Origin of the sequence: Nitrosomonas ureae (genome assembly GCF_001455205.1) — a bacterium.
GTDB classification, from domain to species: domain Bacteria; phylum Pseudomonadota; class Gammaproteobacteria; order Burkholderiales; family Nitrosomonadaceae; genus Nitrosomonas; species Nitrosomonas ureae.
In genome coordinates this window covers 1742357-1755798 of sequence record NZ_CP013341.1, presented here as the reverse complement: position 1 = coordinate 1755798, position 13442 = coordinate 1742357, and the positions used below count along the sequence as shown (strand labels likewise).

Annotated in this window: 15 protein-coding genes, 1 tRNA gene and 2 pseudogenes; 7 read left to right on the top strand and 11 right to left on the bottom strand. The window is 42.8% G+C overall.

Going from position 1 to position 13442, the window contains the following annotated elements; translation table 11 throughout:
* Nucleotides 1–143: 143 nt before the first annotated feature.
* The 5 genes and pseudogenes from ATY38_RS15470 to ATY38_RS07930 form a co-directional block, all read left to right on the top strand.
* A pseudogene (locus ATY38_RS15470) lies at nucleotides 144–1167 on the top strand (IS5 family transposase); the annotation flags it as partial.
* Between the two features lie 93 nt (nucleotides 1168–1260).
* Nucleotides 1261–2322, top strand: coding sequence for an IS5 family transposase (locus ATY38_RS07945; RefSeq protein WP_062558833.1), 1062 nt, complete (start codon nucleotides 1261–1263; stop codon nucleotides 2320–2322).
* A gap of 197 nt (nucleotides 2323–2519) precedes the next feature.
* Nucleotides 2520–2730, top strand: a pseudogene (locus ATY38_RS07940) (IS5/IS1182 family transposase); the annotation flags it as partial.
* A 163-nt stretch (nucleotides 2731–2893) separates the two neighbouring features.
* A complete protein-coding gene (locus ATY38_RS07935; RefSeq protein ID WP_062558831.1) occupies nucleotides 2894–3361 on the top strand; it encodes an MEKHLA domain-containing protein in 468 nt (155 codons plus the stop codon).
* Between the two features lie 90 nt (nucleotides 3362–3451).
* Nucleotides 3452–3543 (top strand) — tRNA-Ser (locus ATY38_RS07930).
* Nucleotides 3544–3664: 121 nt separating this feature from the next.
* On the opposite strand, the gene ATY38_RS07925 is transcribed toward ATY38_RS07930, so the two are convergent.
* From ATY38_RS07925 to ATY38_RS07875, 11 genes are all read right to left on the bottom strand, one after another.
* Entirely contained in the window at nucleotides 3665–4081 is a 417-nt protein-coding gene (locus ATY38_RS07925; RefSeq protein ID WP_062558830.1) for a hypothetical protein, read from the bottom strand.
* 2 nt (nucleotides 4082–4083) lie between these two features.
* Nucleotides 4084–4383 carry a hypothetical protein gene (locus tag ATY38_RS07920; RefSeq protein WP_062558829.1) on the bottom strand — a complete coding sequence of 100 codons (300 nt, stop codon included), beginning with the start codon at nucleotides 4381–4383 and terminating at the stop codon, nucleotides 4084–4086.
* A 277-nt stretch (nucleotides 4384–4660) separates the two neighbouring features.
* Nucleotides 4661–5095 (bottom strand): hypothetical protein, encoded by a 435-nt coding sequence (locus ATY38_RS07915; protein ID WP_062558828.1) that lies wholly within the window; start codon nucleotides 5093–5095, stop codon nucleotides 4661–4663.
* 1 nt (nucleotide 5096) lies between these two features.
* Nucleotides 5097–5558 (bottom strand): ImmA/IrrE family metallo-endopeptidase, encoded by a 462-nt coding sequence (locus ATY38_RS07910; protein ID WP_062558827.1) that lies wholly within the window; start codon nucleotides 5556–5558, stop codon nucleotides 5097–5099.
* 789 nt (nucleotides 5559–6347) lie between these two features.
* Nucleotides 6348–7631: a phage major capsid protein gene (locus ATY38_RS07900; RefSeq protein ID WP_062558825.1), complete on the bottom strand. Its 1284-nt coding sequence runs from the start codon at nucleotides 7629–7631 to the stop codon at nucleotides 6348–6350.
* A 124-nt stretch (nucleotides 7632–7755) separates the two neighbouring features.
* Nucleotides 7756–8046 carry a hypothetical protein gene (locus tag ATY38_RS07895; RefSeq protein WP_062558824.1) on the bottom strand — a complete coding sequence of 97 codons (291 nt, stop codon included), beginning with the start codon at nucleotides 8044–8046 and terminating at the stop codon, nucleotides 7756–7758.
* Nucleotides 8043–9599 carry a YfjI family protein gene (locus ATY38_RS07890; RefSeq protein WP_062558823.1) on the bottom strand — a complete coding sequence of 519 codons (1557 nt, stop codon included), beginning with the start codon at nucleotides 9597–9599 and terminating at the stop codon, nucleotides 8043–8045. Before ATY38_RS07890 ends, ATY38_RS07895 begins: the two co-directional genes overlap by 4 nt.
* Complete coding sequence (locus ATY38_RS07885; RefSeq protein ID WP_235590214.1) at nucleotides 9589–10062, bottom strand: hypothetical protein; 474 nt, start codon at nucleotides 10060–10062, stop codon at nucleotides 9589–9591. The genes ATY38_RS07890 and ATY38_RS07885 overlap by 11 nt, the downstream gene beginning before the upstream one ends.
* Nucleotides 10025–10207, bottom strand: a complete 183-nt coding sequence (locus ATY38_RS17050; RefSeq protein ID WP_074702210.1) for a helix-turn-helix transcriptional regulator — start codon at nucleotides 10205–10207, stop codon at nucleotides 10025–10027. Before ATY38_RS17050 ends, ATY38_RS07885 begins: the two co-directional genes overlap by 38 nt.
* 58 nt (nucleotides 10208–10265) lie before the next feature.
* On the bottom strand, nucleotides 10266–10799 hold the full coding sequence (locus ATY38_RS07880) for a hypothetical protein (protein ID WP_062558822.1): 534 nt from the start codon (nucleotides 10797–10799) through the stop codon (nucleotides 10266–10268).
* A complete protein-coding gene (locus tag ATY38_RS07875) occupies nucleotides 10799–12031 on the bottom strand; it encodes a tyrosine-type recombinase/integrase (RefSeq protein WP_062558821.1) in 1233 nt (410 codons plus the stop codon). The genes ATY38_RS07880 and ATY38_RS07875 overlap by 1 nt, the downstream gene beginning before the upstream one ends.
* A gap of 383 nt (nucleotides 12032–12414) precedes the next feature.
* On the opposite strand from ATY38_RS07875, the gene ATY38_RS07870 reads away from it, so the two are divergent.
* Nucleotides 12415–12756: a hypothetical protein gene (locus ATY38_RS07870; RefSeq protein ID WP_235590213.1), complete on the top strand. Its 342-nt coding sequence runs from the start codon at nucleotides 12415–12417 to the stop codon at nucleotides 12754–12756.
* Nucleotides 12740–13405: a hypothetical protein gene (locus ATY38_RS07865; RefSeq protein WP_062558819.1), complete on the top strand. Its 666-nt coding sequence runs from the start codon at nucleotides 12740–12742 to the stop codon at nucleotides 13403–13405. The genes ATY38_RS07870 and ATY38_RS07865 overlap by 17 nt, the downstream gene beginning before the upstream one ends.
* The last annotated feature ends 37 nt before the right edge of the window (nucleotides 13406–13442 follow it).

Here is a 13442-nt window from a genome sequence, read left to right as displayed (position 1 = left end):
CTCGACCTGAGTCGATCTACCTAGTCGCCCCTGAAATATCACCAAGCCATTGATATTAGGGATAGATTCTATTGATTGCGATGACTATAACGACCGAAAATATTAAAATGACGGTTATTTTCTGGTTGAAATGGTGATTAAGAATGCCAAGACGTAGCAGTACGATTCATCACCGAATTTGTTTGGAACAGATTTGTTGATGCAGCTTGATCCTGCTGACCCATTGCTGAAGCTTGCATCGGCGATACCATGGCAAGCGTTTGAAGAATCATTCTCGATTCATTACACGGCGTTGACAGGAGCGCCCAGTAAACCGATCCGACTGATGGTTGTGGGCTATTGATACTGAAACAGTTAGAGGATCTGAGTGACGAATCGGTGGTATTGCAATGGAAGCGCAATCCGTACTACCAGGCATTTTGTGGTCTGAAAGAATTCCAGCGAAAATTGCCCTGCCACAGCACGGCACTGGTTCACTTTCGTAAGCGCATTGGCGCTGAAGGCGTAGACCGGATTTTTCAAATGAGCGTTGGTCTGCATGGAGACTTGGCACAGGAAGATGTCATCCATGTAGATACGACGGTCCAAGAGAAGAACATCACATACCCGACCGACAGCAAGCTTGCAATTAAGATCATCAATCGCCTGAACAAGATTGGCAAAGTGCATGGTGTTACACAACGACGTACCTTTGTTAAGGAAGTCAAATCATTGCGGCTGGCGATCCGGCATTTCCGTCACGTTACCAAACGAGCGCAAGCCAAACGTGCCCTGAAGCGGCTTAGAACCATTGCCGGTATTTTGATGCGGGAGCTCGGGAGGCAATTACCGCAACACTGTTTGTTCGAGTGCTACCAAAGGGATTTTCTCTTGTATGAACGGATTCTTGCGCAACAGCCGAAGGATAAAAACAAGATCTACTCGCTGCATGAATCGCAAGTGTACTGTGTGGCCAAGGGAAAAGATCACAAACAATACGAATACGGCAGTAAAGCATCGATAGCCAGTACCGCAAAAAGCAATTTGATTGTCGGTGTTGTCAGTCATGAACAAAACCGACATGACAGTCATACGTTACCGGAAATATTGCGTCATGTGGAACAATCGCGCGGGAGAGCCGCTAAGCAAGCCGTATGCGATCGCGGCTACCGTGGCAAACGTGAAGTCAAAAGATTCCTGCACAACCTTGCCTGCCAGTGCAATAACCAACTAAAATAGAGGGGGTTAAAAGACAGTTGGAGCAAAAGATGCAGATGAGTTTTGGAACACTGGAAAGCAGAGCGATTGAATCGAGATAATGTTCTGTTGAAGATTGAAGCCCTAATTGAGTGGGAGGAATTACGTCCGAAACTTACGGGTTTATACAAGCGCGAGTTATCGCATGGTGGAGGCCAAGAGCCGTTTGATGGGTTGTTGATGTTCAAAGCGATCCTGCTAGGTCAGTGGCATAGTTTATCGGACGCTGCGTTGGAGCAAGCACTGTGTGTACGCATTGATTTTCTGCAATTTTGCGGACTGTCCTTGTCGGATGCGATACCGGACGAAACCACTTTATGCCGGTTCCGTAACCGGCTAATAACCAACGACCGGCTAGATGATCTGCTGGCCTCTATTAATGAACAGCTTCAATGCCACGGATTGATGATCAAGGGTGCGACAGGAGCGGTCATTGATGCCACGCTGATTGAGTCAGCGGCACGCCCTAAAAAGACCATCACACTGGAAGTGGATGCCGAAGAAGGTAAGGTTGTTCAGTTTGAAGATGGCAGTCAACCTGGAATCAACTGTATCGAAGAACAAAGCGCGGATCCGGATGCGACCTGGCTAAAGAAAGGCAGGAAGTCGCAGTTTGGCTACCGCAGTTACCTGGTGGTGGACGCACAAGACGGCTATGTGCGCGGGGTTCACACCGCCCCTGCCAACCAGAGCGAAATGATGCATTTCGAAGCCGCTATCGATGGTGCGCATATCGAGGCGAATCGGGTGTATGCCGACAAGGGATCCGCCAGCAATGCCAATCGGCAATTTCTAAGAAAGCAAAAGATCAAGAGCGCAATCATGCATCGCGCGTACAAGAATAAACCCCTCTCGTCACGCCAGAAGCTGGCGAATCAATTGATCAGTAAAAAACGCTATATTGTCGAACAGTGTTTCGGCACAATCAAACGCTTATTCAGAATGGAACGCGCCAGCTACTTCGGTACGACGAAAGTCAACGCCCAAGTCATACTGAAAAGTATCTGCATGAATCTAAAGAAAGCAGCCAACAAAATCTTCGTAGACCAACCATTAAGGGGAGCGATCCGTCCAAATATTACATAAGGGGGAAAAATTCACCTAAAAAAAGGAAAAAACTCCACTTTCTATTAAAGTGACGTGCAACAAGTGTCACTTGGAAAATTTTCTCTGTCGCTACAGCAAAATTCTTGCGGTTGTGCAGAGGTCTTGTCAATGGAACCCAGATCATTTTGCCTGGAAAAGGACTCAAGAAAGATACCCGGTACCAGAAAGACAAGAAGCGAAAACAATGCAGGAGGCGTGCCGCGATTGAACCCATCATAGGCCATTTGAAATCGGATTATCGCATGACGAGAAACTATTTGAAGGGTGCTGTGGGTGATCGCATTAACCTGCTGATGGCTGCCGCCTGGAATCTCAAACTAATGGCTGTTGCCCATTTTTTTGTTTTTCTTCCCGTGGCGAAGATTACAAGTTTCACAGATTCTTTGATAGATCAAAATTAGCCTGTTCGTTTACTTTATTGACAAACCATCTTTTGAAACCACTGATACAAATATAGCGATTGATGGGGTTTTTCAGGGACGACTAAGTAGTTGTCATTTCACAATCGTGTGCGTTACACTCATAACCTTCTTCCGCCCCTTCATGAGCAATGCAAGCCCACTGGACCAATCCGAACGTCATAAACTGGTGTCAATATCTTCTCGACAGCTATGTTCACTGGACCAAACTGGAGCTAATGGATCGTAGCGGCACTTTGCTGACACAAGCCGAGCGACTGTTCAACAGTGCGTTTGTTGTGGCATCGCATGGCGCGGAAGCTGATCCCATATTAAATTATGGTAACCAGGCAGCCCTTAATTTATGGGCCATGGATTGGCAACAATTCACACAAACACCCTCACGCCTCACAGCTGAGTCACCCAACCGTGAAGAACGTACACGCATGCTGCAACAAGCTAAAATACAAGGCTACATTTCCAATTATCGCGGTATCAGGATTTCCAGCACAGGAAAACGTTTTCTGGTTAATCAAGCCACCATTTGGAATATACACAAACCTGACGGCACAGCAATTGGACAAGGCGCCACTTTCTCCAATTGGAAATATTTGGACTGAATTCAATTTCTTCAAATCTACTCAACACAAAACAAATTTGCCCGAAACCAAGAACTGGTTTATTCTTTGCCCCCTGCTGATTAGCACCCTGGAGAAGTGACCGAGTGGCTGAAGGTGCACGCCTGGAAAGCGTGTGTACGGCTTAAACCGTACCGCGGGTTCGAATCCCGCTTTCTCCGCCAGCGCATCAATAAAATCAATAAGTTACAAAACGATTAATTATAAACCCCACATACTACCCAACAACTAAAAACAGCTTCAAACAATAATAAACCCGCCACTCGGACGGGTTTATTAAAAGTTTTATTCTTCTAACCGGCATTTATCGCGATGTTTATCCAGATCATGGAAAACTTTTCTTTTCTTTACACTCTTATAAAGCAGAAATTCAAGATAAGTAAAAAATCCAACATGATATCCTTTCGCGCATGAATCATCGGTGAAATCCATATCTTCAACTATTGAGCCAAGAAGATTAATTTCTACATCATTAGGATTATTCTTTAGATACTGAACGAAGTGCGCAGCATACTCAGCGCCAATATTACAAGCCAAACTGTAGTCGTTTATGGGTTTTACGTCCCAATATTTTTTACCAGGCTTAGACCGATCTTGCTTTGATACAAACGGCAAAGCAAGCGCACTAACTTCTTCTAATTCTGCCTTGTAATTTCTGCGTGCAGGAAATAAATCTAATGTGATAGGGGCTTTTATTTTCATGATTAAGCCCCTTTAGAAATTTTAAGGCCGCGCTTGCCACCGACAGGAAATGGAATTACTTTGCACTTGGCGATGGATTCACCAAGCAAGCGACGGATTTCTTTTATTCCAGTTACTGGATCGCCCCAAGGGCATACATGCCCTACTATCTTCATTGCCGGACTATCCCATGGATTGGCTTCCATGAAATCAAGTATTTCTTTCTTTGCCTTTTTTCTGCGTAGCTCGTAGGTTAAATGTGTGGGTTTTGTAACTGATTTGGTTTTGCGACGTGCGGGTGCACGGGTAGATATAGTTGTCATGATTGACTCCTTGTTGATTTTTTGATGATTGCCCTTTGTTGGGCGGCCAGGTGCTCAAAACCGCAACAAGACGGCTGGCATATTTCCCGCAAGCAGGTATTTTATTAGCCTAACGCCCGGCCATAACAAAATTTGGACGCAAAAAAGCCACGACTATCGGGCGCGGGTATGTCCGCTTGTTGAGTGTTTTGAGCACTTAAAGAAAGAATAATCCTGAATGGATGGGGTGTCAATAAATAATAATTTTAAACTTTAATGCTATTTGTATCACCAGGTTTTAATGGCTTTTGTTTTCTAAATATTTTCTAAAAATATCAATTAGTTCTTTAAAGAGGCTTTGCCAGATCGAAACACTATCTCCGGAATCATCTTTGGTTTTTGGGGCAGTATAAATTACGCGCAACAATGCTAATGGTAGAACAATACTAATTGCGGCTAAAATACCGATAATAGTTAACCGCTCAGGCAGAGGAATTGTTTCACCAAAGGATTGTATGGAAATACGAAAACTTATAAACGTTATTAGCAATATAAAAGTCGTTACGAATGCACTACTAATACCCCAGAAAAGCCAACTTTTAAATATATTTCGATTCTGAATTTCCAGAAGTTCTTCAGCTATTAACTCTTGCTTAAAATTTGGTAGTGGATCGCTTGAAGATAAATCATTTATTACTTTAATAGGATTCTTTAAGAAAGAACGCTCACTCACTTCAGCTTATCAACCCAAGATTTTTTAAACGAAATTGCATGGCAATCTGAGAAACTTGCAACATACTAGAAAGCTTGGCTATATCCTTTATTCCTTTTTTAAAAATTAAAAGATTTATAACGGCTTCAGGCATAAGCAATTCCGCTGCAAATCGGTTTGCTGCAATTTCTAAGGGATCATGATTGGCTAACGAAAATTCTTCAGGGTTATCTCGATACGCCCCACCATGCCCAAGGACAAAATGTCCAAGTTCATGAGCTATAGTGAATCTCTGACGTACCTTTGATTCTGTATTATTGTACTGAATTAAAGGGCCATCGTTAGTGCAGTTGAATTCCCCACTTGTGGCCAAATCGGGATCAGCCTTTACCTCAGCGCCCAACGCATTGGCTAACTTTATGGGATCGATAGGTATTTCCTTATCCCAGTATTTTTCAAGTATTTCCCTTGCTTGTGTAGACATAGCTAGTTAATTTTATTTATAGGTTAGATTATGCTAATTTGCATAGTACTTGTTCTTTTCTCTATTAGTCAACACAACTGGAATCGATTTCAGGTTTCTCAATTTTGCTCTAAAACTTTATCGGCTTCTTCACCAAAATTTTAAAGCCAATGTCCAATATGTAATTTTTTACATACAAAAAAACTTTTTTGGTTAGGATTAGCAACAGAAAGGCTAGGCATGGTTTCTATAATTAAAATTCGTGAAGATAGGCGGTGGCCTGTTACCTATGTACTTTTCTAGATCGTTCAATGTAGCCCCCTTAGAACGCATAGAATCCAGCTCATTAAGCAATAGTTGCTTGGTCTGTTCTGCGTAAGTAAGACCAAAAGCATGCGATTTGCGATTAACTAGGCTCAATATCTCTTTTGGTAGCTTTTGTTTCATATTACCTCGTGCGTGAGCGCATATCCGGGTGCGGGAAATTATGGGTTAGCGTTAAATCGAAGGCTAATTGCGGTTTATGTAAATAAAAAAATGTAGAGATTTGGTTCCCGGTTACTAAAAACCGTTTTTATTGTTTTGCACGTGCGATTATTTGGGCTAGTGGCGGTTTATCAAATCTATTTTTTCCAGAGACTGAATGCCCCGGCTCCTTCTATTAGATTCCCTCCACCAAAGACTATGCTCTCTTGGTGTGAGCATAGCCTAAGCGAGGGATGACGGGGTTTTATTACAGTGAGGCACTGCCCGTCTAATCCTCAATCCGCTCTTATATTCCCCTCGCGGCAAGGGGTTGCTGCATTGTTACTAAACTACTGTTTTCAACTGGCGATAGAGTGAGCCGGGTTGCACTGTGTAGAAAGCTCCTCTCATGTATGCAATCATTAAATGAGAAGCAGATCCAGGGCGGTGCCAGCGCACGATTTCAATCCGCAACTCAGACCGTATAGCCAGCAATACCGAGCGTTCAAAATCGCCCATCAATGCCTTACCAGCAGTCATGTGAGTACTAAACAAGTCTTTCATAGTTGCCAAGGGAGGAGGATTTACCAGCCATTGACCATCTCCTGAAACTTGGCTTATGCGTTTAGCGTAGTCAGATGCATTGCTGATAACAGTTTTCGGCCATTCATTATCAAGGGCTATAGACGATCCTGCTGCTTGCAAAAGCCCGGCCCATGTCTCTGTATCTTGGCTTACAGCTGATTCTTCGATTGCACTATCTGCTAACAGTGCTGCGATTCCTAGTTGATCAATTTTTTTTGCAATAGCAGCGGCAATACTTGTCTTTAAAAGTAAATTTAAATTTGCCGAATCTTCCGCAACTTCCGCGCTTAATGGGATCTGTACCGACAGCATATTGGGATTTAATTCGATAGGCGTAAATACTGGCAAGCTCTCATCAATGTCATCTATACCTTCGACATGGCTGTGGCAGACAGCATCCGTGTCAATCCGTGCGATAATGGTCGCGCCGTCGATTGGTAGAGTTAATGCACCGGAATTAATCAATGTGCTTTTAGCTCGCACCGCATCCACAATTTGGCTGCTCAAAAACTCAGGCGCATTTGCTGAACCTCTTTCAACAACGCTATTTTTAATATTGCTTAAACCCATGCTATTCCGAACGAAATCTTGCAAATTCCATTCTTGTTCACCGTTTGAAGATTGCGGACGAAAATAGCTTGCTAGACTATCCTCCCTAGCCAAAACTGGGATTTTTTTCCCTGCAACTGTAATCGCAAATCGATTCGGTTGAGATGCCTCCGGCTTGGGAACAGTACCAAAAGGCCGGTTTAACAATTCCTCGATTCGATCTGTCTGGCTATACAGCTCCTCGATTTTGCTATTCAAAGCATTATCGCGTTGTTCGAGATTCTTATCGTTTGCGTTTTTGTATTCGCTGAAAGCGTTCATTACTACTTCTACCGCTCCACCGTTTGATTTCGGTTTATCCATTTGCTGGTTCATTTTGTGCATCCTTTTAAATTGAAATAAAGTTTTTTGCTCCAAAATGAATATTTCGTTTCGAACCCCGCCGTCTCGGAAGGCATATCCAGAACTCGATATTTCATTCTTTTTCGATAGCATTGCCAACTTCACATTGGTTTATGCTCTCGTCACCCCACCATCGTCACGGCAGTGGGAAATTTTGCCCATTATAACACATAACATATTGATTTAATACATCTATATGTAATTTATTGCTGGTTTTTTATTCATCATATTCCCCGTTAGCATGACGATAAAAGTATTCCAGTGCCTCGGGGTCAGCTTTGCATTTAACCAGCACAAGATGATGATCTTCTTCAGCCTCGCCGATTTTATAAAGCCATGCCAGTATCATCTCGATTTTAAACTGATCGTTTTTTTCATCTTCGCAGCTTGCTACGGCTACACTTGCTACTTTTGCTGCATTTGGCGCTGTTTTCTCGGTATGTGTAGCAACTGTAGCGCCTGTAGCTGTAGCAAATTTGTTTTTGCGTATGATTTCCAGTAATGTCATGAGGCCTCCTTATTCAGGATTTTAGGATTTAACCAGATAGATATTTTCTTTCCATCTTTCCTAATCTGAATACGATCCAACGATTCAAGCTCACTAATTGCAGCTTCAAGCCGTGCGGCGTCTCTGACCGTTCCGTATTGCTGAGCAAATCTTTTTGCTACAAAGTGCGTTTTGTTCTGGCTGCAATGCTGCACTAACCAATCATTTAGCCTTGATGCGTTGGCAATTTCAGCAGGCAAGGCGATCTCACCAAAGAAACGCCGGGATTCGTTGAGGTGCCATGCCACAATAGCACTGGCCCTTTCAAATGCATCCTCACTAATTGCACCAATCCCGCCATCAAAGACATGAAATAACGCTGCCAGCCTGGTGGCATTGTCTGCAATTTTGCTTGCCACATCGCGTACTTCAAACAACACACCGCCACTAGCTAACTGAGATTCGATACCATCATGGAACTCAATCCACATGATCTTTGCTTCAGGTGTCAAGGTAAGCATCTGCGGAATGAGTGCGCCGTCTTCATTTATTGGTGCGGGGATATTTAATATCTCAGTTATTCGTCGATTGAATGCGGCAAGTTTTGGCCAGCTATCAGGCGCCTCAGTGAAAGACCTATAACCTTGTGTCGACTCAGGCCAACTAATAAGGAATCGTGCCAGGAATCCCGTTCCCCGTGCTAATGCACCGGATTTCTCAAAAAAGCTGTTGAGTGTTTCGGTTTGTACCTGCAATGCAACTGTTAATCGTGCGCCATGCACCGCAAATGATTCGCTGGTTTTACGATCTATTTTTAAACTCACGCCATCCCATAACTGGTTGAGTGTAGCGAGATTACGCATAACCGAATCTTTCCCCATACCATGCGATCCGAACACTATTCCCGCTTCAGCTGATACAACCCCGCCGCTTGGCCATTTCTTAGCTAGATCATATGCCAGTGCTTCAGGTGTAACATCTGCATACAGTAGACGCGGAATTCGTGGCGGTTCTGGCTTGTCATGCTCTAATTCTCTAAGTTCTGCTTCCTGACTCGATGTTGATTTTCCGCTTTTCGCATCGGTGCGGATTCTGTCCTTTATACCGCCTCGCTTGGCTTCCCATGAATCCATATCAGCATTGTAATTTTTGATTTCTGTTTTTGCGGCTTCAGCCTGCGCAAATTCATAATCATTAATAGCCTTTGAAAAGAATCTGTCACAAGTCGTTTTTCGTTCGCCGCTATCTGCAATGGTGAGCAAGAACAAGCCTGTTGGCGAATTCAATGCGCTTGCCCTTTCAATGTCATAATGTGCCTGTATGGCCAAAGACATAGCAGATATTGCCGATGCTGCTACCAGTGGCAAAGGTGCTTTAACAAATCCATGCACTTCTTCTACTGCGGCTTTAACAGATAAGGGCAATGCTTCTATAGGATAGGATTCCTTCTCGATTTTGGAAGTTAATGGCTGGGGCTCTGCCCATTCAGGGATATCATCATTGATGGAATCAGCAACAGCTTCAATATATGCTGTTTGAATCTCTGCGGGGGCTTGCATTGTTTTAAAGGCCATTTTTGATAACCTCCCATGCTGGGTGAATCAAAGTAGATGCTGAATATGTCGGGTCATTCTGCTGTGCTACATCAAAATTAAATACCGTCAATATTTTTGGCTTAACTTTGAGAATTGCATCAATGAGATTGTTGACTAACTCGGCTTCTCCGGCATGATGTACGATTTGCACCGATAACCCCGCCAAGTAAGAAAAGATTAATTGATCAATGTTTGCATCAACAGGAATGACGATGCGCGGATATGCTGCCCCTAATTTCCAATCAGTAGATACAATGACACGCTGAATCGGTACTAAACCATTGCGTCTGAGTTCATCAAATCGCCTGCCGTACGGAGGAAATTTCTTTGTGATATACTTCGTTTTGTTGTCATTATTATTGCCGCCCTGTTCCCGCAGGGCGTTCTTTTTGGTAAGCATGGTTTTATACCCCCCCTCTTGAATCAGCCCATTTCTGAACATCTTCAATTTTCCAACGTGAACAACCTGGGGAAAGTTTTACCGGTTTAGGAAATGCTCCATTTTGAACCCATCGCCAAATTGTGGCGCGTGAGACTCCAAATTGCTTTGCTACTGTAACATCAGGAATATAGATTGATTGGTTCATGGTAACCGTCCTTGTTATTGAATGAGACGGTTACCTATTATCAGGATGGAAACGAAAATTACCTCACGTCATTTTTGTTTTTTTTCTCGTCTTTTAATATCTGCCTTACTCTAGTGGATGTTATGTGTAGTTTTCTTGCTATTAATGAAGCTGTGCTTCTAGTTGGTGTGATGCTTTGATATATTTTTAATACTTCATCTTTGGTGTTATTACCCTGCTCTTCCAATTGCTCTTTTCGAGTTTTGCCGGATTTCTTTCGCCCTTTAATCATATTCAGTCTGACTGGAATCTCCTTATCATGCATTGCATTACCCCAATTCTCTTGAATTTCTTTTATAAATCGCATTGTTAGCATTGGCTCATTATTATGATGAGTCTTTCGAGCTGTTTTTATAAGATCTATCATAGGTTGCTTTTGCTCAACCCCATTGGATAAAGCATTAATTTCTTTCTCTGCATCATTTAGCCAACACGGTACGTTCTTCATCCAAAGAGATACATCCTTAAGCTGATCTATGTCCGCTTGCGCCATAAGAATTGCAGCTTCAATCCTTTTATAGGAGGCAAGACGTTGCTCTTTCTTTTCATCCATTAGACGATCTCCCTAATTGGTATTACAACGCCCTGCAAAGTTTGAGTATTCAGATATTTGCACCAGTCATCCATTAAGCGTGTACGTTTCGCCAGTAAATCACCGCGCCGGTATGCTTTCTCAACTCCACTGGCAATGGTATGAGCAAGTGCCATTTCTGCCACCTCATGAGGGTAATTTGTCGATTCACTACACCAATCGCGAAAAGTGCTTCTAAATCCATGCGGGGTTGCGTCAATCTTCATACGTCGCATAACTGCTGATAAAGTCATATCGGATAATTGACCGCCTCTTGCAGCAGGGAAAACCAAATCATTATTTTCGAATCTCGGTAATTGGTTAAGCAGGTTTATAGCGTCTACGCATAATGGAATGACATGTTCTTTGTCGGCTTTCATTCGCTCGGCTGGAATCGTCCAAACTCGCTCGTTTAAGTTTATTTCCTGCCACAGTGCCCCACGTACTTCACCTGATCTTGTGGCGGTCAATATTAAGAATTCCAGGGCTTTAGCGGCTGTACCTTCACACTTCCTTAACTGCACCATAAATGATGCAGCAGATTTCCACGGCACCGCTTTATGATGCTGCACCTTTTTAAGTTTGCCTGGCTTTGGTAATACCCCATCAAGATTATCTTTCCATCGCGCCGGATTTTCCCCGGTACGATAACCAGATACTTTTGCCCATGTAAGCACAGATTCAATGCGCCCTCTTACCCTTGTAGCTGTTTCAGTCTTGGTTATCCATAAAGGCTCTAACACCTGCACTATATGAGGTAACTCAACACTATCAACGCGCATGCTACCAATTACGGGAAAAGCATAAGTTTCAAGGGTAGTTTGCCACTGAGCAGCATGCTTAGCATTTTTGAATTCAGATCGTTTAATAGTTAAAAACTTGTAGGCGGCATCTGCAAAGCTTATTAATTTTCCATTGGATGCTATCAAAGCAGCTTTAACGGCCTTTCTTTGCTCAACAGGGTCAACACCTAAGCGTATCTGTGCCTTTAATTCTCTGGCATTAATACGCGCCTGTGCAAGGGTAATATCTGGGAATCCTCCCAATCCTATATCACGTCGCTTTGCTCCTACTATCGTTCGTAATATCCAGCTCTTTGTTCCTGTGCCTGTAATTTGTAGTAACAATCCGGAAACACCACCTGCGGCATGGTGCCCCGGTTTTGTTAATCGCTTAATATCTAATGCGCTTAATTCTCTAGCTTGCTTTGGCATGATGGCGGTAATATTAAATTGTTAGGCGGAAAAATACGGATTCGGATTCCAAACTATCAAAACTTAAATGCTAGAATTTCCAACCCAACATTAAACCCAACATAAATAATATCATTAATTGAGATTATGTGCGACAGGATAAAACAAGATATTTATATTATTTATTGATATTTATAGATAATATAATACTAAATAAGACTAATAATTACAGCGTAAAACAGCTAAAAGGCGGCCGCCTTCTCCGCCAGTAAGCGGTATAATCCAGACCACTCAAGACCAAACAAGACCCATATAAAACAGGGTGTTAGTTCAATTCTCACAAATTCCCCTTAGTCCCGATTGATCTCCAAAGGCCTCGGTTGTGGCACAAAAATGACACAAATTTGCCACAAGTTATTTATGCCGATAACCTCACTGAAGCGTATGGAACAGAAAATTGCCGTCGCATGCGGCGCCATATTTTCAGCGAGCTTTCACCGATTGCTGGGGACTTGGCGTCTCAATACATCAAAACGGCTGAACGTTCCAACTTTGAGCAAGCAAACCATGAACTGCAAGATATTTATAATCAGCTGCGCATTGAAGATCTGAATCTATGCGCTGATCATGAAGAATTGCTTAATGCCGCCCGGCGTTATGCAGAAAAATGTTATCTGGCACGCAACCGCGCAAAATCCCCTTCTGACCAGGTCACTACGGAAACTTACCATGCATATAGAAAATAGCCCTGACTTCAAAACTGTCTGGCAATTAGCGCATAACTGGATAGGCGCTGACCTAGACAAGACCAATTCAAACGCAATCTCACCTGAGTTAAAAACAGCTATTCATCGCTTGATGCAGGCAATGTCAAGCATGGAAATTACCGGCAGATGGAAAGGGTTTCGAATCTTTATGGATAATTCCTTTCTCTCATCGATTTTTGATCTTTACCACACCGTTAAATTTTATCAATGCTTCAGAAAAAACAAATTCGATAAAGCCTATTTAGACAGCTTTTACATAAAGCGTAATGAAGTTCTAAGCTGGTGCAAAAATGTCATTTATTTAGATCCTCCACCCTGTTGGGTATTAAAAACAATATCATCTAATGACGACATAACTGCTGAAGTTGAAGACACTGATGATGAGAACAATGGCTGGTACGACAAAATATCAAAGCGACGTCGACAAAGAATAGTTTGTATCGAATTAGCAAAACAGCTCTGGGAGCAATATCCGGGCATAAGCTATGAAGAAATGCATAGGCATCCAACTATGGAACAATTGGGCTATTCATCTACTTTTTCCTTCAAATCTTTTAAAAATTTGGTTCGATCCGTTGCATCCGAACCCGCTCAGCTACCTGGAGCACCTGCAAAAACAAAAGAATAGAAAATCGTAATTATTTCTAAAAAAATAAATATATTTC

Excerpts from the sequence above, each read along its gene's own strand:
- ATY38_RS07935 (WP_062558831.1), top strand. The coding sequence starts at position 2,894 with ATGCAAGCCCACTGGACCAATCCGAACGTCATAAACTGGTGTCAATAT.
- ATY38_RS07925 (WP_062558830.1), bottom strand. The coding sequence starts at position 4,081 with ATGAAAATAAAAGCCCCTATCACATTAGATTTATTTCCTGCACGCAGA.
- ATY38_RS07920 (WP_062558829.1), bottom strand. The coding sequence starts at position 4,383 with ATGACAACTATATCTACCCGTGCACCCGCACGTCGCAAAACCAAATCA.
- ATY38_RS07910 (WP_062558827.1), bottom strand. The coding sequence starts at position 5,558 with ATGTCTACACAAGCAAGGGAAATACTTGAAAAATACTGGGATAAGGAA.
- ATY38_RS07900 (WP_062558825.1), bottom strand. The coding sequence starts at position 7,631 with ATGCTATCGAAAAAGAATGAAATATCGAGTTCTGGATATGCCTTCCGA.
- ATY38_RS07895 (WP_062558824.1), bottom strand. The coding sequence starts at position 8,046 with ATGACATTACTGGAAATCATACGCAAAAACAAATTTGCTACAGCTACA.
- ATY38_RS07890 (WP_062558823.1), bottom strand. The coding sequence starts at position 9,599 with ATGGCCTTTAAAACAATGCAAGCCCCCGCAGAGATTCAAACAGCATAT.
- ATY38_RS07885 (WP_235590214.1), bottom strand. The coding sequence starts at position 10,062 with ATGTTCAGAAATGGGCTGATTCAAGAGGGGGGGTATAAAACCATGCTT.
- ATY38_RS17050 (WP_074702210.1), bottom strand. The coding sequence starts at position 10,207 with ATGAACCAATCAATCTATATTCCTGATGTTACAGTAGCAAAGCAATTT.
- ATY38_RS07880 (WP_062558822.1), bottom strand. The coding sequence starts at position 10,799 with ATGGATGAAAAGAAAGAGCAACGTCTTGCCTCCTATAAAAGGATTGAA.
- ATY38_RS07875 (WP_062558821.1), bottom strand. The coding sequence starts at position 12,031 with ATGCCAAAGCAAGCTAGAGAATTAAGCGCATTAGATATTAAGCGATTA.
- ATY38_RS07865 (WP_062558819.1), top strand. The coding sequence starts at position 12,740 with ATGCATATAGAAAATAGCCCTGACTTCAAAACTGTCTGGCAATTAGCG.